Annotated in this window: 16 protein-coding genes and 1 tRNA gene; 5 read left to right on the top strand and 12 right to left on the bottom strand. The window is 51.6% G+C overall.

Annotated elements, in window-relative coordinates; genetic code table 11:
* Complete coding sequence (locus C7382_RS00240) at positions 1-1,425, top strand: alpha/beta hydrolase (protein ID WP_116678312.1); 1,425 nt, start codon at positions 1-3, stop codon at positions 1,423-1,425.
* A gap of 129 nt (positions 1,426-1,554) precedes the next feature.
* Here C7382_RS00240 and C7382_RS00235 read toward each other — a convergent pair.
* Positions 1,555-1,627, bottom strand: a tRNA-Pro gene (locus C7382_RS00235).
* Positions 1,628-1,717: 90 nt separating this feature from the next.
* Between C7382_RS00235 and C7382_RS10040 the strand changes: the two genes are divergently transcribed.
* A complete protein-coding gene (locus C7382_RS10040) occupies positions 1,718-2,356 on the top strand; it encodes a hypothetical protein (protein ID WP_165815095.1) in 639 nt (212 codons plus the stop codon).
* On the top strand, positions 2,281-3,282 hold the full coding sequence (locus C7382_RS00230; RefSeq protein ID WP_116678311.1) for a M23 family metallopeptidase: 1,002 nt from the start codon (positions 2,281-2,283) through the stop codon (positions 3,280-3,282). The genes C7382_RS10040 and C7382_RS00230 overlap by 76 nt, the downstream gene beginning before the upstream one ends.
* Before the next feature lie 401 nt (positions 3,283-3,683).
* On the opposite strand, the gene nqrF is transcribed toward C7382_RS00230, so the two are convergent.
* From nqrF to C7382_RS00200, 6 genes are read right to left on the bottom strand one after another with little or no spacing between them, the layout of a single operon-like run.
* Positions 3,684-4,922, bottom strand: coding sequence for an NADH:ubiquinone reductase (Na(+)-transporting) subunit F (gene nqrF, locus C7382_RS00225; protein WP_116678448.1), 1,239 nt, complete (start codon positions 4,920-4,922; stop codon positions 3,684-3,686).
* 19 nt (positions 4,923-4,941) lie between these two features.
* Complete coding sequence (gene nqrE / locus C7382_RS00220) at positions 4,942-5,556, bottom strand: NADH:ubiquinone reductase (Na(+)-transporting) subunit E (protein WP_116678310.1); 615 nt, start codon at positions 5,554-5,556, stop codon at positions 4,942-4,944.
* Positions 5,557-5,595: 39 nt separating this feature from the next.
* A complete protein-coding gene (gene nqrD / locus C7382_RS00215) occupies positions 5,596-6,225 on the bottom strand; it encodes an NADH:ubiquinone reductase (Na(+)-transporting) subunit D (protein WP_116678309.1) in 630 nt (209 codons plus the stop codon).
* Positions 6,226-6,231: 6 nt separating this feature from the next.
* Positions 6,232-6,966 carry a Na(+)-translocating NADH-quinone reductase subunit C gene (locus C7382_RS00210; RefSeq protein WP_116678308.1) on the bottom strand — a complete coding sequence of 245 codons (735 nt, stop codon included), beginning with the start codon at positions 6,964-6,966 and terminating at the stop codon, positions 6,232-6,234.
* Positions 6,967-6,990: 24 nt separating this feature from the next.
* A complete protein-coding gene (gene nqrB, locus C7382_RS00205; protein ID WP_116678307.1) occupies positions 6,991-8,190 on the bottom strand; it encodes an NADH:ubiquinone reductase (Na(+)-transporting) subunit B in 1,200 nt (399 codons plus the stop codon).
* 30 nt (positions 8,191-8,220) lie between these two features.
* The gene (locus tag C7382_RS00200; RefSeq protein ID WP_116678306.1) at positions 8,221-9,573 is read right to left on the bottom strand and encodes a Na(+)-translocating NADH-quinone reductase subunit A; all 1,353 of its coding nucleotides are present in this window, start codon (positions 9,571-9,573) and stop codon (positions 8,221-8,223) included.
* Positions 9,574-10,447: 874 nt separating this feature from the next.
* Between C7382_RS00200 and C7382_RS10035 the strand changes: the two genes are divergently transcribed.
* Entirely contained in the window at positions 10,448-10,594 is a 147-nt protein-coding gene (locus C7382_RS10035) for a hypothetical protein (RefSeq protein ID WP_165815098.1), read from the top strand.
* A gap of 390 nt (positions 10,595-10,984) precedes the next feature.
* Here C7382_RS10035 and C7382_RS00190 read toward each other — a convergent pair whose 3' ends face one another.
* The 5 genes from C7382_RS00190 to C7382_RS00170 form a co-directional block, all read right to left on the bottom strand.
* The gene (locus C7382_RS00190; protein ID WP_394342037.1) at positions 10,985-13,276 is read right to left on the bottom strand and encodes a GH92 family glycosyl hydrolase; all 2,292 of its coding nucleotides are present in this window, start codon (positions 13,274-13,276) and stop codon (positions 10,985-10,987) included.
* A 51-nt stretch (positions 13,277-13,327) separates the two neighbouring features.
* Positions 13,328-15,652, bottom strand: coding sequence for a GH92 family glycosyl hydrolase (locus C7382_RS00185; RefSeq protein ID WP_116678303.1), 2,325 nt, complete (start codon positions 15,650-15,652; stop codon positions 13,328-13,330).
* Positions 15,653-15,715: 63 nt separating this feature from the next.
* Positions 15,716-16,120, bottom strand: coding sequence for a rhodanese-like domain-containing protein (locus C7382_RS00180; protein WP_116678302.1), 405 nt, complete (start codon positions 16,118-16,120; stop codon positions 15,716-15,718).
* A gap of 14 nt (positions 16,121-16,134) precedes the next feature.
* Entirely contained in the window at positions 16,135-16,779 is a 645-nt protein-coding gene (pdxH, locus tag C7382_RS00175; protein WP_116678301.1) for a pyridoxamine 5'-phosphate oxidase, read from the bottom strand.
* A gap of 233 nt (positions 16,780-17,012) precedes the next feature.
* The gene (locus C7382_RS00170; RefSeq protein WP_133241517.1) at positions 17,013-18,026 is read right to left on the bottom strand and encodes a hypothetical protein; all 1,014 of its coding nucleotides are present in this window, start codon (positions 18,024-18,026) and stop codon (positions 17,013-17,015) included.
* Between the two features lie 981 nt (positions 18,027-19,007).
* Here C7382_RS00170 and C7382_RS00155 point away from each other — a divergent pair.
* A complete protein-coding gene (locus tag C7382_RS00155; protein ID WP_116678297.1) occupies positions 19,008-21,068 on the top strand; it encodes a DNA topoisomerase 3 in 2,061 nt (686 codons plus the stop codon).
* Positions 21,069-21,112 lie beyond the last annotated feature (44 nt).

Here is a 21,112-nt window from a genome sequence, read left to right as displayed (position 1 = left end):
ATGAAGTATCGTTTTTTGGCTATCGTCAGTATCATAGCCTTCGTTATGAGCACAGCAAGTTGTAAATCACAGAAGTTAGCCGGAGACTGGAGCGGACGCATCCCTCAAGGTCTCGGCTCCACACCACTGGTCCTCCACCTCCAACAGACAGGTAACGCCTGGCAGGGGACGATGGACAGCCCAGATCAGAAAGCTTTCGGCATACCCTTATCCACCGTCACTGTCATAGGGGATAGTCTGAGCCTAACCATAGAGAATCTCTTGCTGTCCTATCGTGGCAAACTACAGAACGACTCCATCGTAGGAGAGTTCCGTCAGGGGCGCTTCGGCACGGCTATGACACTCTATCGCGGACTCGACGGAGCCAAGGCATACCGCCCGCAGACACCCGTGCCACCCTTCCCTTACGAGGTAGAAGACGTGGACATACCCCATAAGTCGGCAGACATCACCATCGTGGGCACGCTCACCTACCCCAAGGAGACAGCCCACACCAAAGGAACCGTCATCCTCATCAGCGGTAGCGGTCTGCAGGACCGAGATGAGACGATATTCGAGCACAAGCCGTTTGCAGTCTTGGCTGACGAACTCACCCGTCACGGCTACGCTGTCCTGCGCTGCGACGACCGCAACTTCGGCGAGAGCACGGGCGATGCTGCACTGGCGACGACCGACACACTGGCAACCGACATAGAGAGCGAATTGGCCTTCATGCGCAAGCATTACCCCCAGCTCACCAAGAAAGTATTCCTCCTGGGGCATAGCGAGGGAGGCATCATCGCCCCCATCGTGGCGCGCCAGATCGGAGGTGTCACCGGACTGGTTCTCGTGGGTGCTCCCTCCGTCAAGGGGTCGGAAATACTCCTCTCACAAAATGCAGCCATCGAGGAAGCGACCACAGGACAACCTCAAAGTCCTGCCAAACGCGCAGCCATGGAAGAGTTGATACGGCTCGCAACACTTCCGGGCGACTCCACAGAAGTGAGCAAACGCATCGAAGCCTATAGCCGTGCGAACGCATCCATCCTGCTCCCGTCCGAGCTGACAGAAGAGATGAGAGAGCAAGGCATCAAACTGATTACGGCACAAATGAGCAATCCGTGGATCAAGCATTTCCTCACCTATGACCCTGCCCGCGTGCTGGACATCGCATCAGCGGAATACACCAAGCACCCTCTCCCTGCCACTTTGGCCATATACGGCGGAGTGGACACGCAAGTACTGCAAGAAGTGAATATGCCACTGATGAAAGAACTTCTCGGTGTGAATGGCACCGGCTCGCGGAATAAAGTCGTCTATCTGCCCGAAATCAATCACATCATGCAGCGTGCCATCATGGGCACACCCAACGAATACGGATTCCTCGATGCGACAGTAGCCCCCGAACTGATCCAAACCATCAAAGACTTTCTGGACAGTCTATAAACGAGGATACATACCACCACGCAAAAAGACGGAGACAGCTGAGTTTGAGGCTCAGCTGTCTCCGTCTTTTTTGTGCTGTCGGACGAAAAACGCCGTCAACATTCCTCCAAGGAACACTGACGGCGTCTGTCGGGATGAGAAGACTCGAACTTCCGACCTCCACGTCCCGAACGTGGCGCGCTACCAACTGTGCTACATCCCGATAGCGGGTGCAAATATACTAATTATTTGATACAGCAAAGGAAGAAATTCGTTTTCTTTCTACACAGCACATTCCATCCTTCAAAGAAGATTGAACTCCGGCGAGAAAGCAGGCGGATCTGCCAGAATCACCTTCTCTTGTGAATCGTCAAAAAACTCGCGCCATTTCAAAATTATTCTGGTGCCATTTCTGAAAAAATTTGGCGCCAAATCAAAAATGTTTTGGCGCGAGTTGTACCGGATTGCCCGCACCATATTCTCGCGTTTTTCAGCCCGACATTTCGTGCACGATGCCCACACGCCCTCAAAGGACAATCCGACAAGACATAGAAGTGAAGTCAGAAGAGACTTTCTTTATGTGCAGTTGGTGGACAATAAGACAGGTTTACTGCTCGTTATTAACTGCACACAGCATTCATCCCCATTGCTCATTTTCCGTGCAAACTGCGTGACAAAATGCATCGAAATGGCCCTGCACTCCATGGCAATATGTGTGCAAAAGGCAAAAAAAACGCGCCAAAAGCTTGGTAAGCTCGTTTTTTTGTCACATCTTTGGGCGAAATTTTTTTCAAAGACAGACTCGGGAGCGCTATCAGCCACAACCTTTTCAGCGTGGAGCCGACTGTCTGGTACACTAAAAACAGGAACAGAAATATGTCGAAAAAATCGATCCTTCTGCTTTGCTGTTCATTGTGCTTCGTTTCAGCCACAGTGGCAAACACTCCGGTAAGAAACACGCGCTCCAAACAAGTGAACAGCAAAGCAAAGACCGAACGCACAAAGACACAAGACTCTGTGCGTTTCCTCGGCAACATGGTTGCCGATCGGCTGGAGTTCCGCAACAAGGTATCTTCTGAAAAAGAGGTTAGAAAAGCCGAATACGAAAGTAGGCTGGCAATGGAATCTCTCAACTACCCAGCCGTAGATATCTATGGCGAAGATTCTTGGAGCGAGTACGTCAATCCATTTGTTGGAGCAGATGTCGAAATCCCCGAAAGTTATGACATTGATTGCTCATCTTTTGTAATGCCTGTCGAAGACAAGCAAGTTACCTCAGAATTTGGCTATCGTCGTCGTTTTGGACGTATGCACTATGGCATCGACCTCTCCGTCAATCGGGGCGACACGATCCGAGCTGCTTTCGATGGCAAAGTGCGTGTGCGCAACTATGAGCACGGAGGTTACGGCTACTATGTTATAGTGCGTCACCCCAACGGACTGGAGACCGTGTATGGGCACATGAGTCGCCAGCTTGTACATGAGAATCAGATCGTACGCGCCGGCCAACCCATCGGATTGGGAGGCAGTACAGGACGAAGCACCGGTCCTCACCTTCACTTCGAGACTCGTTTCATGGGGATCCCCATCAATCCGAGTACGATCATTGACTTTGATAACGGTGTACCACTCAGAGACGTCTACACTTTCCATCGTGGCAGCAGCACACGCTATGCCAAAGCAGGCAAAGGTTCTCGCGTGGCCTCCAAAAGAAAAGGGCGGAACTCAGCTACGCCTAAGACCTATCGCATCAGGAAAGGTGACACGTTGGAAGCCATTGCCAAACGTAACGGTACTACGGTAGCTAAGCTGTGCGCCAAGAATGGCATCAGCAAGAAAAAGACACTGACTCCGGGCAAAGCCCTGCGAATCAAATAATATTTGACAGAAACAAGCAAAAAGGTCGGCTCTCTCCGGAGTGCCGACCTTTTTTGCATCTACACACCCTCAATCATCTCAGTTCTTAAGCAAGATAGAAAAAGGCGGATGAATGCTGCAACCCCAAACATCATCCACTTCCCCTCGCCACAGATGTGCTAATCCTCCCCGGCCTAACGCATTCACGCTCAACGGCATCGTAATACCGACCCTGCGACGGCTCGTTCGACGTGCATCGCAGGCAACTCTGAGCCTTTTCTCACCACTAACCGTCATCATAACAGATTAGTGGATAGAGGGAAGAAGCAAATAGGAGAAAAAAGAATCGCGCCTGCCGTCCGATGGGACTGCAGGCGCGGTTCTTTGCATCGACAAACCTCTCGCAGAGGCCGTGTAAAGGATTATCCGAAGTCGTCGAAGTAGAGCATGTTGCGAGGCACACCCAGATCTTCTAACATGCCTTTGACAGCGTTGGCCATCGGGCCGGGACCACACATATAGTACTCAATATCTTCGGGAGCGTCGTGATCCTTCAGATAATTGTCATAGATAACCTGATGGATGAAGCCCACATAGCCGGTCCAATTGTCCTCGGGTTGAGGATCGGACAGCGCAATATTGAACTTGAAGTTGGGGAACTCTCTCTCAATCTCACGGAAATCCTCTTCATAGAAGATCTCGTTCTTGGAGCGAGCACCATACCAATAGCTCACCTTGCGACCGGTCTTGAGCGTACGGAAGAGATGGAGCACTTGAGCACGAAGCGGAGCCATACCGGCACCACCACCGATGTACAGCATTTCGGCATCGGTGTCTTGGATATGGAAGTCACCGTAGGGGCCACTCATCTTCACCTTGTCACCGGGCTTGAGAGAGAAGATATACGAAGAGGAGATACCGGGCTTGATGCCGGGTTTCCACTTATTCGCTGCACGATCGAACGGAGGAGTGGCAATACGCACGTTGAGCGTGATGATATTACCCTCGGCAGGATAGTTGGCCATAGAGTAGGCACGCACCGTCTCTTCGTCATTTTTGCAAGTCAGCGACCAAGCATCCATCTTGTCCCAATCGCCACAGAAACGCTCTTGAATATCATAGTCCGCAAATCGAATGTCGTACTTGGGAATGGTGATCTGCGCATAGCTACCACTCTTGAAGTCCATCTTCTCGCCTTCGGGGAGCTTAACGACAAACTCCTTGATGAAGGTGGATACGTTCTTATTGGAGAGAACTTCACATTCCCATTCCTTCACGCCGAAGACCTCTTCGGGCACAACGATTTCGAGATCTTCCTTCACCTTCGTCTGGCAAGACAAGCGCCAATGATCCTTCTGCTCCTTACGAGAGAAGAAACCTTTCTCGGTGGGCAGAATCTCTCCTCCACCCTCTGTCACCCGACAACGGCACTGGCCACAGCTACCACTCCCGCCACAGGCCGAAGAGAGGAATATACCTTGAGACTGAAGCGTATTGAGCAAGGTGCCACCAAGGGGTACCTCCAGATTACGTTCGTCATTGACCGTTATCTTCACATTGCCTGAAGGAACCAACTTACTCTTAGCAAAGAGCAAAGAGATAACCAGAATCAGCGTGAGCAGTAGGAACACGACTGCACTGACAATAATTACTGTACTCATCATTTCTACTTCGTTCTTATTAGAGTTTCACGCCGGAGAAGCTCAGGAAGGCAATGCCCATGAGACCGGTGATAATGAATGTAATACCCAATCCGCGCAATGGCTTAGGGATGTTGGAGTAAGCCAATTTCTCACGGATGGCTGCCATACCTACGATAGCAAGCATCCAACCGAGACCGGAACCCAGTCCGTAAACCGTAGCCATCCCGACATTGACAAACTCGCGCTGCTGCATGAAGAGTGATCCCCCGAGGATCGCACAGTTAACGGCAATCAAGGGAAGGAAGATACCCAACGAGGCATAAAGAGCAGGGCTGAACTTCTCGACCACCATCTCGACCAGCTGCGTGAACGTAGCGACCACCGCGATGAAAATGATCAGAGAAAGGAAGCTCAAGTCCACCTCGGCAAACTGAGGTCCGAGCCAAGAGAGTGCTCCGGCCTTGAAGATGTAGTTCTCCAGCATATAGTTAATGGGCAGGGTGCACACCAGAATGAAAGTAACTGCAGCGCCCAAACCAATGGAGGTCTTTACGTTCTTGGAAACGGCCAAGAAAGAGCACATCCCCAAGTAGTAAGCAAAAACCATATTGTCCACAAATATCGAACGGACAAACGTACTTATGTAATCCATAATTGATACTGTCTTAATTGATTGTCAAGCGTTGTTTACTCAATCTTCCTGCAACTCTTTGTTGCGAGAGCGGTGTACCCAGATGACAACAGCCACGGCGATCAGTGCCATCGGAGGCAGAATCATCAAGCCATTGTTCACATAGCCTATTTCATAGAAGCTCTGCGGTATGATTTGGTAGCCCAAGAGCGTACCGGAACCGAGAAGTTCACGGAAGAAAGCAATAATAATCAGGATGAGACCGTATCCCAAGCCATTACCGATACCATCGAGGAAAGACTCCCAAGGACGATTGGCCAAGGCGAAAGCTTCCAAGCGCCCCATGAGGATACAGTTTGTGATGATCAAGCCCACGAATACGGACAGCTGTTTATTGACGTCATAGGCATAAGCTTTCAGCACCTGACTAACGATCGTCACCAACGCAGCTACAACCACGAGCTGGACGATAATACGGATACGTCCGGGAATAGTATTGCGCAGAAGCGAAATGATAACGTTGGCAAATGCCACAACAGCTGTTACTGACAGAGCCATAACAATGGCCGGCTGCAGCTTGGCTGTTACTGCCAGAGCCGAACAAACGCCAAGCATCTGCACAATGACGGGGTTGTTCTTACTTAGCGGCCCGAGCAGAATCTCTTTATTCTTTTTGTTCCAAAGTGACATAGCCCTTTACTTTTTAGCGTTATTCGTTAGGTATAGTACATAAGGACGGAGCGAGGCATCGAGCATATTGTTCACTCCATCGCTGGTGAGCGTACCACCTGATATACCATCTACATAGTCCTTGTCATCAGCTTTATGTCCGGCCTTGACTACTGCAACGGATTTGAACTCTCCACCTTTGAAAATTTCCTTCCCGTGGAACTGTCCGGAGAACTTCGAAGTGGTAATTTCAGCGCCCAATCCCGGAGTTTCTCCCTGGTGGCCGAAGTCTGTTCCGAAGATCGTATTGCAGTCATCGTTCAACGCAACAAAGCCCCAGATCGGGCCCCATAGTCCGGCCCCATTCATCGGAACGATGTATTTGGTCTGTCCGTCCACTTCTGCCACATAGAGGGGCAGAGCGATACTCTTATCATCGGCTGCCAATTTGAAAGCATTGCGCGTATTCATTTTGAAAGCCTCATTCTGAGCCAGCTGATCGCCCTCGAAAGTCTGGGCTACCGTACCGTCCTGATTGATGAGGAGTTCTTGTTTAATCACGCTCATATAAGTGCTTATCACCTTGCCCTTATCTTCTGTCGCCATATTGACAGAGCGGAGGATCTGCTGCATCTTATCTATCTTCTCGTTATCGTTCTGCTTGTCGCTCAATGTCTGAGAGACAAAGGCCAGCAGCACCGCCACGAGGATAACCATCACCGAAGCGTAAATGACGGTATATGAATTTTTATCTCTATTCATGTCTTGTACGAGTGGATTATGCGATTAGGATTTCTTGAGCGCACGAGCCTTACGAGCCTTGATATTGCTGTCCACCACGAAATAGTCGATAAGCGGTGCAAACACGTTCATCAACAGAATGGCAAGCATCATACCCTCGGGATAACCGGGGTTAAGTACGCGAATGAATACGGCCATCAGCCCCACGAAGAAGCCGAAGATCCACTTACCTCTCTCCGTACGAGCCGAAGTAACAGGATCCGTAGCCATAAAGACGAGACCGAAGGCGAAACCACCATAGACGAGGTGCATAAGCGGAGTAGTTTGCATCGCAGCCGTCGTGCCGATGGCATTGAATACCAAAGCCATAGCCGTAGCACCAACCACACCGCTCACCATTATCTTCCAGCTGGCTACACCCGTCCAAATGAGCAGAACAGCACCGATGAGGATGGCCAACGTAGAAGTCTCGCCGATTGAACCCGGGATATTACCGATGAAGGCATCCATGAGAGAGAGCGGTTTGCCCACCACATCATGCAGCGTAGGCATTTCAGCTCCCGCCGTTGCGATCTGTCCGAGCGGAGTAGCACCGGAATAGCTATCGACAACGGTACCGGCACCGAGTCCGAAGGTGTCGGACGTGCGCACAAACACTTGGTCGCCACTCATTGCCGCCGGATAGGCGAAGAAGAGGAAGGCACGCGTTACGAGCGCAACGTTGAATATGTTACGTCCCGTACCACCGAATATCTCTTTGGCGAAAACGACAGCAAAGGCCGTAGCCAAAGCGATCATCCACAAAGGCGTATCGACGGGGACAATCATCGGAATGAGCATACCCGATACGAGGAAGCCCTCCTGTATTTCTTCTTTTCTATACTGGGCTATGGTAAACTCTATACCCAGACCCACGACATAGGAGACGATGATCTTGGGCAATACGGCCAGCAGGCCGAAGAGCAAGGCCGGCCAGAACTCCACGAGAGCACCGATAGCCATATAATGTTGTACCCCCACATTGTACATGCCGAAGAGCAAGGCCGGCAGCAATGCCATACACACGATGATCATCGTACGCTTGCTGTCGATGGCGTCATGCACATGAACGCCATGTCGCGAAGTCCGATTCGGCACGAAGAGGAAGGACTCGAAGCCATCGAAGAAAGAATGCAAGCTATGGAACTTGCCACCCTCCATGAAATGAGGCTTCAGCTTATTTAGTTGATTCCTTAACGCTTTCAATGTCTTATGCTTTAGAGTGTGAACGGATTATCAATTCATTTCTTTGTATAGCATATCCAGACCCTCACGCACGATGCGTTGGAGCTCGATCTTGGACGTATCTACAAATTCGCAAACGGCAAAATCCTCCGGAGCCACCTCATAGATACCCAGGTCTTCCATCTTGTCAATGTCAAACGAGATGATAGCCTTGAGCAGATACTCGGGGAAAATATCCATCGGGAAAACGCGATCGTACTCATTGCTCATGATCATGGCACGCTCGCCCCCCTTCACGCGGGCATCGAGTACATACTCCTTGTTCTTGCCTTGCAGCCATGAGAAGTAGGCACGACTCATACTGAACTGGTTCAGACGGGGAGTGGCCCAACCGAAGAGCTCGTCCACATCATCTCCTTCGGGGATCACAGTGATTTGATCGCACTGTGCCGAGAGGTAAGGTTCTGCCTCCGTCAGCTTCTTTCCGGTAAATACGTTACCGTCGATCACACGCTCGTGATCAGGCTTAATGGTCAACGGATTGAAGATGGAGAAGACATTGCTACCCGGCATGACGCGCACATAGCCATGTGCAGCAGCGTCAGAGCCCGTCATGGCAATCATACGAGAGAAGTCAACCTTACCCGTGAGCAGGAATTTACCCATCACGATGAGGTCGGTGGCCTTGAGCGTCCACACCGTCTCACCACGATTGACAGGAACAGTATGATTGATGAGTACGCCCACATTGCCTGCGGGGTGTGGCCCTTGCACCTCGTATAGCTCCACATTCTTGAGGTCGAGCTTGGAGCCCGGCTGCACACCCACATAAACCTTACCGGTCGTCAGCTTGGTCAAGGCATTGAGAGCCGTCTGCAAAGCACGCTCCTCTCCTTGGACGATGAAGCCGAAGTCGGGAGCCAGCGGCGCCGTGAAGTTGGCCGTCACGAATATATCACGTGGCGTCACATCGGGCAGAGCCACAATGTCGTACGGACGCTGTCTGATGAAGCCCCACATACCACTTGAGAGGAGGAGCTGTTTGATCTGCTCGGCCGAGAGTGAAGCAGGATCGCCTACAGCGAAAGCCTCGTATTCGTTCAGCCCGTCGGGTCGTACCTCGATGCTGAGCACCTTACGCTTGGCACCACGATTCACAGCCACTACCTCGCCGCTCACCGGACTGGTGAAGAGCATCTCGGGATAGGACTTATGGTACATAAGCGCTGAGCCGGCACGAACCTTATCCCCCGGTCGAGCTGTCACCTTGGGGATAATGCCTTGATAATCATCGGGCACGACCGCATAGAGAGGACTCTGTGCCGGAGTGGACAGCATTTCCTGTAGTGGTTTGCCTTTGAGATTAAGTGCAAGGCCTTTTTTTGTCTTTATAACTTTTGCCATGACACAGAATAATAGTTCAAAATCAATGTCGCAAAAGTACTCTTTTCCAGCATATTTACCTACATGTATGGATGCTTTTGCGGATTTTTTTCCGTAAAGGCTCACTCTCCCTCATTAGAGCGAATAGCTTTTCCCGAGAGAGGGAATATAAACGGCTAACAATAAGGGACTTAGTCCACAGGCGAAGAAAGGTTTGTCCTAAACCGCCAGGTACGTAAAAAGCGCTACCTCATCCCCTTTCAGAGGTAGGACAGTTATCAGATGGTTGCAAATCAGCCAAAAGGCATGCGGAAGGAGCAGGACTTTCAGACGGCCATCATCTGACACGACACCAACTTGGCTTTGAGAACTAAGTCATAGAGACAGCACAATCGCGTTAAGAACACAGCTACAAGTATGTCAGAAGGCCTTTTGGAGCATTATTCTTTGCGGCGCATTGAACGATTTCTTGGCATGGAGCTGCAAAGGACCTTCTCTCTATCATGGTCGTGCTGCTGTAGTCATAGACATAAGTCGTCGATGCCATTACGCTCTTTTATATGTATCTTGTTTAACAGCCTATTTCTTTTTCACAGAGATACAGATGGCATACAATATGCATGTATATATAAATATTACCGTAAAAGAAAGAAGCATACTGATCATTATGGGCACATCGCCATAATGAGGGAAAAAGCCCACCGGAATCAACAGAAGTGCACCCCAAAAGTTAGACATCAAACATTTGGGGTGCACTTCAGTTCAGGTGGCGAGCGAGGGGCTTTCCTTTTTGGTTACCTTTGCATGTCGGCAGACGATGCTACAATCCATAAACACCTGAATACCAGCGCGCACGGACGACAAACCTCAAAGCAATATGTAGTAAATGAAAGCAATGATGAATAACGAACCTATCGGCAAAATCGGCGGGGATAGCTCTGCCTTACTCCTCTTTCCCCTATCTGAACGGTGCAGCATCGGAACTATAGCAATCCGAACGGCCAAACATTATCACCTCTTGACCATGAATAGGATGGCATAACCCCTCATCTGTCATCACAAAAGCATAAAGCACCCGTTGAGTTCGGTCGCGAACTCAACGGGTGCTTCTTTTTTGTCACGTTGGGAAGGGTTTGGAGAGCCTGCAATAATTAGGTTTTTGAGATCTAAACTTTATAATTTTCAGATGCGAATATTATAATTATCAGAATTGATATTTATAAAGATCGAATGCAACAATTATAAAGATTATCTTTCAACATCCTAATAATCGACATCTGACTATTCTCTTCGTGTTTTTCAGTATCCTTTATTATCCGACTGACCGTCAAAAGTCTGCTTATTTAGAATGAATCTAAACAGCTTCTCGGTGTTGAAAACTTTTTGGGCACCAAAAAAGCCGAGAAATCAACAGGGGGAAACAAGGTGATAGCTATGGCTTGGGGTCGGCCGAAGGCGGCGGTGTGTCCACGCCCCATTGTTTATTGGGGCGCGGCCCCATCTTGAGTTCGAGCGTGCCGCCTTGGGCGATGTCGCTGTGTTGGAACCAAGCTTGATCCAGTGTCTTTCCGTTCAGCACCGCTTTTTGGATGTATTTGTTCTCCTTGTTTGCGCCGTCGGCAATGATGGTGAAGCGGTTGCCACCCCCCAAATCCAACGTTATCTTGCTGAAGAACGGACTACCTATCACGTAGGCAGGCAACCCCGGTGTGACAGGATAGAATCCCATCATCGAGAACACGACGAAAGCACTAAGCCCGCCACCGTCCTCATCTCCGGGCATTCCCATCAGGTCGTTGCGAAACCATTCGTTTACCAGCTCGCGGATGAGCTTCTGCGTGCGCCATGGCCGTCCGGCATATACGTAGAGATAGGGGATGTGCAGGCTCGGCTCGTTGGCCATGGAGAACTGCCCCACGTTGCCCGTCTGATCCGGAAGATTGTGGTAGAAATTGAATTTCCACGTACTCATCGGCGTGCGGAAGGTCTGATCCAGATAGTCCACAAACTTCTCCGGCCCGTCCATCAGGGCGATCAAATCGCGGAAGTTGTGCTGTATGTCCCACCGATAGGTATAGGCATTGTTCTCATCGTAGTAGTCACGGGCACCAGGGCCACCGTCAAACTCGTAATCGAAGGGACGGATGAATTTGCCCTTTTTGTCTTTGGGGTGGAAGAAACCCGTTTCCGAGTTATAGAGGTTGCGATAGTCGTAGCTCCTGCGGAGAAATTCGCGAGCCTCTGCCACATGTCCCGAGAACTGCGCCAATCGGCTCAGGCACCAATAGTCATAAGCTGCACCGAGGGTTACGGCGACTGCCTGACGCTTCTCCCAAGAATGAATAGTCGGATCTGTCTCTTTCTCTCCTTGAGGCAAGGCGGGATAGAATCCCTTCTCATCGAAGAAGCGATCCAGCTCTCCCTTGGGCATTCGTCGCCACGGAGCATAAGTCTTCTCGGCCATTACCCGCTTGGCGAGTTCGTATGCATCGTTTAGATTGAAGCTCGTCAGTCCCTTGGCGTATGCATCGGCCAGCACGGCGATGGCGTGATTACCATTCATCCGATGGCTGTCCCCCGTCACCTCGGGGAAGGTCGGCAGCCACTTCTCTTTGTTCAGAAGAGCTGCACGTATATATGAGTTGATCATATGCGATTCGGCCTCCGGCTCCAATAAGATTCGCAGCGGATGCACGGCGCGGTAAGTATCCCACACCCAGTCGTCCGTATAGTACGGGATGCCGTTGTCCGAATGCACGGAGTCGTCTTCGGCAGCATAGTAGTGACCTCCTTCCGAGATGTTGATCATGCGTTCGTAGGTACGGTACAGACTGGTGTAGAACACCTGTCGGGCTTCGGTCGTCCCGCCTTCGAGCTGTACCTTGCCGAGCGTCTTGTTCCATTCGTTTCGTCCCATCTTCGAGAGCACCTCCACGTTGTAGGACTGTATTTCGCTGCGGAGATTTTCGCGAGCCTGCTCCACACTGATATAGGAGATCCCATAGCGTACGAAGAGATCGGATGAGGACTTGAGATCATAGTTGAGCACAAGGGTATTGCCCGTCACCTGCTCTTTATGCCAGATGTACTGCCCGTTGTCCGATCGGCGCGCATAGGCCACAGGAGACTTTGACGTCTCCATATAGACAAATATGCGCACGCTGTCCTGCAGATAACGGTAGCCGGAGATGACGTTGCCCTCGGCTGTCATCTCCCCCTTCTCGGAGTGGACGATGAGATAGTGTCCGCTACTGTCGGCATTGTAACGCAGCCGGTAGATGGCACCGCGGAACGAAGGAGCGAAGTCCACGTCCACATCTTCCTCGTCGAGATGCACGATGTAACGATAGGGACGCACGTCCTCGTTGTCGTATGTGTAGCGGGCAATGGTGGGGATCGAATCCGGCAGGTTGTTGAGCGGACTCAGGCGAAAAGCATTGGCACCACGGTGCGAAGTGAGCACCAGTGGCAAGCCGTCCAAGAGCTGAACTGTATAGTCCGCACGGGCAGGACACATACGCAGCATACTGTTCGGCAGATGCACGGTGGGATAAGTGGGCATGAGCAAATGGCTGATATTGCCCATATAGGGATTCACGTAGTCTACCGGATCCTTGAAAACATCTGTAGGTGCATTCTTCTTGCAGGCTACAGATGAGAATAGCAGGCAGAGTAGCGCCATAGCTCTCAGGGCTGCAGATCGTCCGGAAGGAGTCTTGAGCATATCCATTGTACCAAATAGTCTTTTAGCTTGATTAGAGAGGAGGGAGGGAAACTATCTTTTCTCTACCGAGAAGGAATAGGGTTTGTCGTCATCGGCAGTGCCGCGGAGGAGATTGGACTTGGCATCCATCTCCCAACAAATGGTGGAGGACTGCCTCAGCTGTTCATGCGTCAGGTAGTTGCGGCTCCACGCCTTTGCGTCTATCTCCACGGAGCGGACATAGGGCGTATCGCTTCCATTATTCGGAGCTTCCAATACAGTGGAACCTCCATCCGGAAAACGGAGCACGACCCGCGAGAAGAGCGGCGAGCCGAGCACATACTGGTCCGTCCCGGGCGTGACGGGATAGAAACCGAGAGCAGAGAAGACGTACCAGGCCGACGTCTGTCCGTTGTCTTCATCGCCGCAATAGCCGTCGGGGGTGGGGCTATAGAGCCGTGACATCACTTCGCGCACCCGCTGCTGAGCCTGCCAAGGCCGACCGGCATAGTTGTACAGATAGACCATGTGCTGGATAGGCTGATTGCCATGCGCATAGTTGCCCATGTCGGCTATCTGCATCTCGCGGATCTCATGAATGACGAAGCCGTAATAGCTCTCATCGAACACAGGCGGGGTGCTGAAGACCGAGTCGAGCATCTCCGCAAAGACTTGCTCTCCGCCCATAAGATCGATCAGGCCCTGCACATCGTGGAAGACCGACCAGGTATAGTGCCACGCATTGCCCTCGGTGAAGACATCGCCCCACTTAAGCGGCGAGAAAGGCGTCCGATAACTGCCGTCGCGATGGCGTCCGCGCATCAACCGCGTTTCGGGGTCGAACAAATGACGGTAATTCAGCGCCCGACCGGCCAGCGTGTCGAGCATTGCCGACTCCCAACCCAGAGAGGAACCGAGACGATAGATGCACCAGTCGTTATAAGCATATTCGAGCGTGCGGGCAGCACTTTCATTGATGCCCACATCGGCCGGCACGTAACCGAGCGTATTGTACCATTCCCAGCCTTTGCGCCCCGTGGACGACACCTGCGGATGCACAGCCCGTGTACCATGCAGCAGCCCTTGCATCAGCGTGTGCGTGTCGGCCACTTGCACGCCTTTGAGATAGGCATCGGCCAAGACAGAAGCCGAGTTATTCCCCACCATGCAGTCGCGATGTCCCGGGCTTGCCCATTCGGGGAAGAAACCGCTCTCGCGATAGGCATTCAGCAGACCTTCCTGCATCTTGATGTTCTCGTCGGGGTATAGCAGATTGAGCAGCGGGAAGAGGGCACGGAAAGTATCCCAAAAGCCCGTGTCTGTATAGAGATAACCCGGCAGCACGGATCCGTTGTAAGGGCTGTAATGGATGGGATCGTCCTTTCTGTCGATCTCGTAGAAGCGACGGGGGAAGAGTAAGCAGCGGTATAGTGCCGAGTAGAACGTTGTGCGCTCGCCTGCGGTGCCGCCCTCTACCTGTATACGTCCGAGCACATCCTCCCACGCAGCCCGGCCTGCTTGCTTCACCTCGTCGAAGTTGCCTTTTGCTTCCGACAGATTGACGCGCGCCTGCTCATGGCTGATAAAGGACGAGGCCACTCGGAAAGTGAGATCTCGGCCCTCGAAGCGACAAGCTGCCCATGCGCGTTTGCCCTCGCCGGGCTTCTCTTCTGTGGTTAGCTGCGACACTTCCACGATGGGGCTGTCGAAGTGGAGAACGAAATAGCAGGCAAAGTTGTCGGGCACGCCACCGCTATTTTTGCGCGATGTGCCTATGACTGTAAAGGGATCTATGACGGTGATCTCGGAGCCACCCGCAAAACCGTCCAAGCGCAACCATCGGCCGCGGCCTTCGGTCGGATGCTCAGGATAGCGCACACGGAAGACGGCAGCACGTTCCGTGGGGGTCATCTCCACTCGGGTGTCGTAGTCGGCGAGATAGACGCTGTAATAATAGGGAGTGGCCGTCTCTGCCTTATGAGAGAACCACGAAGTCTCGTCGTCGGAGAAGATTCGCTTCTGCCATGCATGTAGCGCAGCGGTGTCGCTCTCGGTCGGCAGGGCAGGAGCGGTCAGCGGCAAGAGGGCAAACTGTCCATAGTCATTGATCCACGGACTGGGCTGATGTGTCTGTTTGAAGCCTCTGAGTTTGTGTGCCGTATAGGTGTATTGCCATCCGTCCCCGGGCTTTCCCGTCATGGGCGTCCAGCTGTTCATGCCCCACGGCATTCCGATAACGGGATAGGTATTGCCGGCACTCAGCTCGAAACTACTTTGTGTCCCTATCAGCGGGTTCACGTAGTCCACACAGCTCTGCGCTCTCAACGACTGTCCCCACAACAAGCAGAGCAAAGTCACCATATGGACAAGATATACGAGTATGCGTTTTGCCTTCATACCGTTTAAGCTATTAGGGAAGAGAGGGGAAAAGGAGATTAGGCGTTAACAACTTCCCCATAGTCACTTATAAGGATAGCCCTTGTAACCGCCCTTGAGGTTGAAGACGAAATAACCTTGCCGCAAGAGAATATCCGCAGCCTTGGCACTACGGGCTCCGCTCCGGCAGTAAATAAGCAGGGGCTTATGCTTGTCCAGTTCGCGCTCGGCACGCTCGCGGAAGTCATTGTCCGTCACAGGCAGGAGACGGGCATTGCCTATGTGGCCGGCGGCATACTCCTCTGCCGTGCGCACATCGATGAGTTGCACGGTCGTATCGGCAAGCATCTCGCGGAAACGCTCGGCATCTATATGGTTCACGATGGCTCTGTCGCCCGCGGCATCGGCCTTGCCCGTTTTCTTGCAGGCGCAGCTGAATAGCACGAGTAAGGGGAGAATGAGGAGGGAGGGAATAAGTTTTGTTTTCATTTGATAAGAGGGATTTATGGTGCCAGGCGGCAGATGCTCCACGTACTGTCGGGCTGTAGTTCGTACAAGAAACGATCGTGCAGACGGCTTTCGCGTCCCTGCCAAAACTCAATGCGCGTGGGTTGCACCACGTATCCGCCCCAAGTATCGGGGCGCGGGACCGTCCTGCCTGCATAGCGGAGCGACTCTTTCATAAACTCCTGTACGATAAAGGTGCGCCCGGGGATGGGACGGCTCTGCGGAGAGATGCGCGCGCCCACTCTACTCTTATAAGGGCGCATAGCGAAGTAGGCATCGCTCTGCTCGGGCTCCAATAAACGCACTTCTCCCTCCACGTGGATCTGACGCTCCAGTTCGTGCCAGAGGAAGGTGAGACATACGTGCGGATTGGCAGCCATCTGCTGGCCTTTGCGGCTCTCGTAGTTGGAATAGAAAACAAATTCTCCGTTCAAAAACTCCTTCAGCAGAACGGTGCGCGTGCTGGGGCGACCGTCCGGCGTTGCCGTCCCCACGATCACAGCCGTGGGCTCATAGGTCTTGGTCTCTACTGCGTCTTGCAGCCATCGGGTCACAAGGTCGAATGGCGAGGCAGGCATATCTTTGGCAGAGAGACTGCGCTTGCTGTACTCCCTCCTAATATTTTCGAAATGCAAATCCATGCTTGGAACTATATTTATTGTTCGGACAAAGTTATGCCTTTTGAATTCTTGCGCCAAAAAAAGCCGCCACGCTTATGCGCTGCACAACGAAGCCGCGACGATTATTCGGAAATACGGATCATTCGTGGCGGACACGAAGAAAGGAGGCTGCATCGAAACTACTGTTTCGGTACAGCCTCCTGGTTGTGTTAGAAAAGGATGATTCGCTTTCTACCACATATATCGCGGCCTTGTTACGGAATGATTAGCTTGCCGGTGTAGCGATGTCCATAGGTGTCATCGCCGCAATAGAGATAAGTCCCTGCAGGGATGGTCGCGGGCAGCGAAACCGAATGAACGCCCACTGTCGGAGACGAAAAGACGAGACGCGCCTGCAAATCATATAGCAGCACGCGGGTGATGGACACAGCAGCGTCCCAAACGAGTGAGCCGTGCTCATATCGCAGCCGAACAGCAGGATCTGCTACGGTGGGACTAAGCCCGAGCAAAAGATCGTCTATACGGAAACAATCGTCCGACCCCTCGAAAGGAATAATAATGTTATCCGCGTGATATTGCTGCACTCCGTCTTGAAAGAAGCATAAGAGATTAGTCTCTCTAAAGTTATGATTACCGGTGGTTATGTAAGTGCCATTATAGCAGAACCCTCTATCGTTGCCGATACCATCGATCCATCGGAACGTAAAGAGCGGATTGTCATAGGCATATTTTGATTTGAAATAAACAACCCTGCGCCAACGTTCCCCTATCCATTCATAATCCGTACGCTCATATTCTGCAAACCCTTCCATGTGGTATCGCTTGAGGTATTCAGCATAGAATGTTGCCGGATCAGATGGAATGTTAAAGTCGTAACATAAATATTCTACCGAAGGGGCAGGTCCAAAATAACGATCTAACGGGTAAGGATACACCATGGGTACTGCATAAGGTTCACCGGTATAGGTATGTGACTGACGGACGTAGATCCGTTTGTTCTCTTCTCGAATACCACCCCAAAAAGCCCCCGGGCTGTAGTCGGGTGTTTCTCCCTTGCAGACGTAGAGTTTACTATAGGTCTTACCATCCCAAATCGTATCTCCTTTCATAAAGACGGTGCTAAAAAAATTGCGATCGACTTGAAGACCTGGCCCATAGAAGTTGTGATAGCTGCGATTGGTCCAGACTGCATTGTCTGTCGGAAAAGGGATGTACTCATACGTCTCATCCGTCGGCTTGGGCGGAATACTTCTAACTTGCTGTGCCATCAAGTATTGAGATAGAAACAAGCAGGAAACAATCAATGTAACAATTTTAGTCTTCATTTTTGTCATTTTTATTGTTTTTTGAATTTAAATTCTGCATTCTTCTTCATGAAGAATCCATTCATTATCTGCAAGGACTTTGCAGATATTTCGACTGAAGCCCTGGGCATGACAACAACACCTCCCTGCGGCATACTGCTATCAACAGAATTTCCGATAAAGGCTAAATGCCCTTTTTTGACGACAACACTGTTTATTATTTGATTCTGCATGTATATATCCGCCGGATATCGGAATGGATAATAGCCAATTAGGTGTACCGTTATTCTCGGCGTAAAAACCACTCTTCGACGTATGGGGAGAGAACTATTAAAAGTGACAGCGCAATTTAATCACTTTTCCTGAGAAGACAAAGAAAAAGAACGAAAACAATATTCGAATTGTCTGAATTTATCTTTTTTTGAGCCAATTCTATTGTAATCTCCTATGCAAAAAACGCAATATAGACAACAATCCGTCATTTTACCTCATTATACTGATGCCATCTATTTGAAGATTATGGCTCAAGACTGATTTCACTGAACCAACTCTTATGATCAGACGGATCCGACATTCGATCGTCCACTGATATTACAGGAAGAAGAGCTGAGAACTACATGTATGCAGAGAGGGAAACGCTGTTTTTTGCATTCGCGGACACGTACGTAGAGGCAAAAAATCTCAAATTCAGCTTCGCGTACATGTACGCAGAGAAGAAAACGCCGTTTTTTGCGTTCGCGTACATGTACGCAGACACGAAAAACATCAAAGACGACTTCGCGTACACGTACACCGAACGAAAAAATGCTGTCTGCAAGGATCGGCACTCGTGATCATTCGACACAACTCCTACACGTACGGATATCCCCTCTCCCTTTATGAGCAGAAAAATATGTTCGGGCGTAAATATCGTATTTTTGTCACCGAATCAACAATGAGTGTCACATGATCGTTTGCATTGCCGAAAAGCCCAGTGTGGGTCGAGAGATTGCCGCCGTCCTGGGTGCGCAGAAAGCGCACAAGGGATATATGGAGGGCAATGGCTATCAGGTGACATGGACCTTCGGCCATCTCTGCACGCTCAAAGAACCGCATGACTATGTGCCCGACTGGAAACGCTGGAGCATTGCATTCCTGCCGATGGTACCGCCCCGATTCGGCATCAAGCTGATCGGGGGAGACAGCATCCGAGAGCAATTCGGTACGATAGAGCGACTGGTACGCGATGCCGATATGGTGATCAATTGCGGCGATGCGGGCCAAGAAGGCGAGCTGATACAGCGGTGGGTGCTGCAGAAAGCAGGCTGCACCTGTCCGGTGAAGCGACTCTGGATTTCGTCGCTGACCGAGGAGTCCATTCGTGAGGGATTTGCCCATCTGCACGAGAGCGAGAAGTATCAGTCCCTCTATGAAGCAGGATTGGCACGTGCCATTGGCGACTGGCTCTTGGGGATGAATGCGACTCGCCTGTACACGCTGCGCTTTGGAGGCAATCGGCAAGTACTCTCCATCGGCCGTGTGCAGACGCCTACGCTGGCTCTTATCGTGAAACGACAAGAGGAGATCGAGCACTTCCAACCCGAGGTTTATTGGGAGGTAAAGACTACCTATCGGGATACTGTATTCAATAGTACAAAGGGGCGTTTCTCCACGATAGAGGAAGCTCAACGCCAAGTGGAGGCCGTGGCAGACAGCCCTTTGGTCATCACCTCCATCACGACGAAGAAAGGGAAGGAGTTGCCCCCACGGCTGTTTGACCTGACGAGCCTGCAAGTGGAGTGCAACAAACGATTCGGCATGACGGCCGATGCCACACTGCGCACCATCCAGTCGCTATACGAAAAGAAGATCACCACCTATCCCCGTGTGGACACGACCTACTTGAGCGAAGACATATTCGAGAAAGTGCCCGGCATCTTGCGCGGCCTGACCGATTATGCCACGTTCACGCAGCCCCTACAGAGCGGCAAGCTTAAGAAGAGCAAGAAGGTATTCGACAACAGCAAGATTACCGACCACCATGCCATCATCCCCACAGGCCAATCGGCACGCGGTCTGGCGGGTGACGAGCAGCGGGTATTCGATCTTGTGGCGCGCCGATTTATCGCCGTTTTCTATCCCGACTGCATATTCAGCCAAACAACGGTAACGGCCGAGGCCGCAGAAGTGGGCTTCAAGACCTCGGGCAAGCAGATTCTCGAGCCGGGTTGGCGCATTATCTTCTTAGATACCCGCTCAGACGACGAGGACGACAACAAAGAGGAAAACAAAGACGAAGAAAAGACGCTACCCGCTTTCGTCGAAGGCGAGAGCGGCCCACACCAACCCGAAGTCCGAGAGAAGACGACGCAGCCTCCCAAGTATTATACCGAGGCTACACTCCTGAGAGCGATGGAGACAGCAGGCAAACTGGTACATGACGAGGAACTGCGGGACGCGCTCAAAGAGAACGGCATCGGGAGACCATCGACCCGCGCGGCCATCATCGAGACGCTGTTCAAGCGCAACTATATCTATAAGGAGAAGAAGAATCTTAAAGCAACGCCCACGGGCGTGTCCCTCATCGCGACCATCAACTACGAACTCCTCAAGAGTGCCGAGCTGACGGGGCAATGGGAGCATAAACTCCGCCGCATCGAGAGGGGGGACTATTCGGCTGCGGACTTCATTCAAGAGTTGAAAGACTTGCTTGTACACCTCATCCCCGACGTGCTCAATAGTCGCACATCCGTCGTGCTGGCGGAGCCTGAAACATCTACGCCCAAGGGCAAGGAAACGGCCAAACCTCGCAGCCCAAAGAAGAAAAGAGCGGCCTCCCAAGAAACGGCGACCACAGCCCCGGACCTTACCTGTCCGCTATGCGCACAAGGCACCATCATTAGAGGGCGCGAAGCCTTTGGCTGCAGCGCTTATCGAGAAGGATGCACCTTCCGCCTCCCCTACTCTCAACACCCGGCCACTCTCTCGGACGAAGAGCTCGCCGCTCTCCTCTCCACCCAACGCTAAGCGGGCTGTGCCATAAAGGACGAACTGCAAAGCAGCAGTTCATC

It is taken from the genome of Porphyromonas loveana (assembly GCF_003096695.1).
Lineage (GTDB): Bacteria > Bacteroidota > Bacteroidia > Bacteroidales > Porphyromonadaceae > Porphyromonas > Porphyromonas loveana.
The sequence above is the reverse complement of the archived record's forward strand: the minus strand, read 5'-3'. Positions and strand labels throughout refer to the sequence as shown.

What these genes read in the sequence shown, in the direction of transcription:
- pdxH (WP_116678301.1), bottom strand. Translation starts at nt 16,779, where the DNA reads ATGGATTTGCATTTCGAAAATATTAGGAGGGAGTACAGCAAGCGCAGT.
- C7382_RS00170 (WP_133241517.1), bottom strand. Translation starts at nt 18,026, where the DNA reads ATGGCACAGCAAGTTAGAAGTATTCCGCCCAAGCCGACGGATGAGACG.
- C7382_RS00155 (WP_116678297.1), top strand. Translation starts at nt 19,008, where the DNA reads ATGATCGTTTGCATTGCCGAAAAGCCCAGTGTGGGTCGAGAGATTGCC.
- C7382_RS00200 (WP_116678306.1), bottom strand. Translation starts at nt 9,573, where the DNA reads ATGGCAAAAGTTATAAAGACAAAAAAAGGCCTTGCACTTAATCTCAAA.
- C7382_RS00240 (WP_116678312.1), top strand. Translation starts at nt 1, where the DNA reads ATGAAGTATCGTTTTTTGGCTATCGTCAGTATCATAGCCTTCGTTATG.
- C7382_RS00210 (WP_116678308.1), bottom strand. Translation starts at nt 6,966, where the DNA reads ATGAATAGAGATAAAAATTCATATACCGTCATTTACGCTTCGGTGATG.
- nqrE (WP_116678310.1), bottom strand. Translation starts at nt 5,556, where the DNA reads ATGGATTACATAAGTACGTTTGTCCGTTCGATATTTGTGGACAATATG.
- C7382_RS00180 (WP_116678302.1), bottom strand. Translation starts at nt 16,120, where the DNA reads ATGAAAACAAAACTTATTCCCTCCCTCCTCATTCTCCCCTTACTCGTG.
- C7382_RS00185 (WP_116678303.1), bottom strand. Translation starts at nt 15,652, where the DNA reads ATGAAGGCAAAACGCATACTCGTATATCTTGTCCATATGGTGACTTTG.
- C7382_RS00230 (WP_116678311.1), top strand. Translation starts at nt 2,281, where the DNA reads ATGTCGAAAAAATCGATCCTTCTGCTTTGCTGTTCATTGTGCTTCGTT.
- C7382_RS10035 (WP_165815098.1), top strand. Translation starts at nt 10,448, where the DNA reads ATGATGAATAACGAACCTATCGGCAAAATCGGCGGGGATAGCTCTGCC.
- C7382_RS00190 (WP_394342037.1), bottom strand. Translation starts at nt 13,276, where the DNA reads ATGCTCAAGACTCCTTCCGGACGATCTGCAGCCCTGAGAGCTATGGCG.
- nqrF (WP_116678448.1), bottom strand. Translation starts at nt 4,922, where the DNA reads ATGAGTACAGTAATTATTGTCAGTGCAGTCGTGTTCCTACTGCTCACG.
- nqrD (WP_116678309.1), bottom strand. Translation starts at nt 6,225, where the DNA reads ATGTCACTTTGGAACAAAAAGAATAAAGAGATTCTGCTCGGGCCGCTA.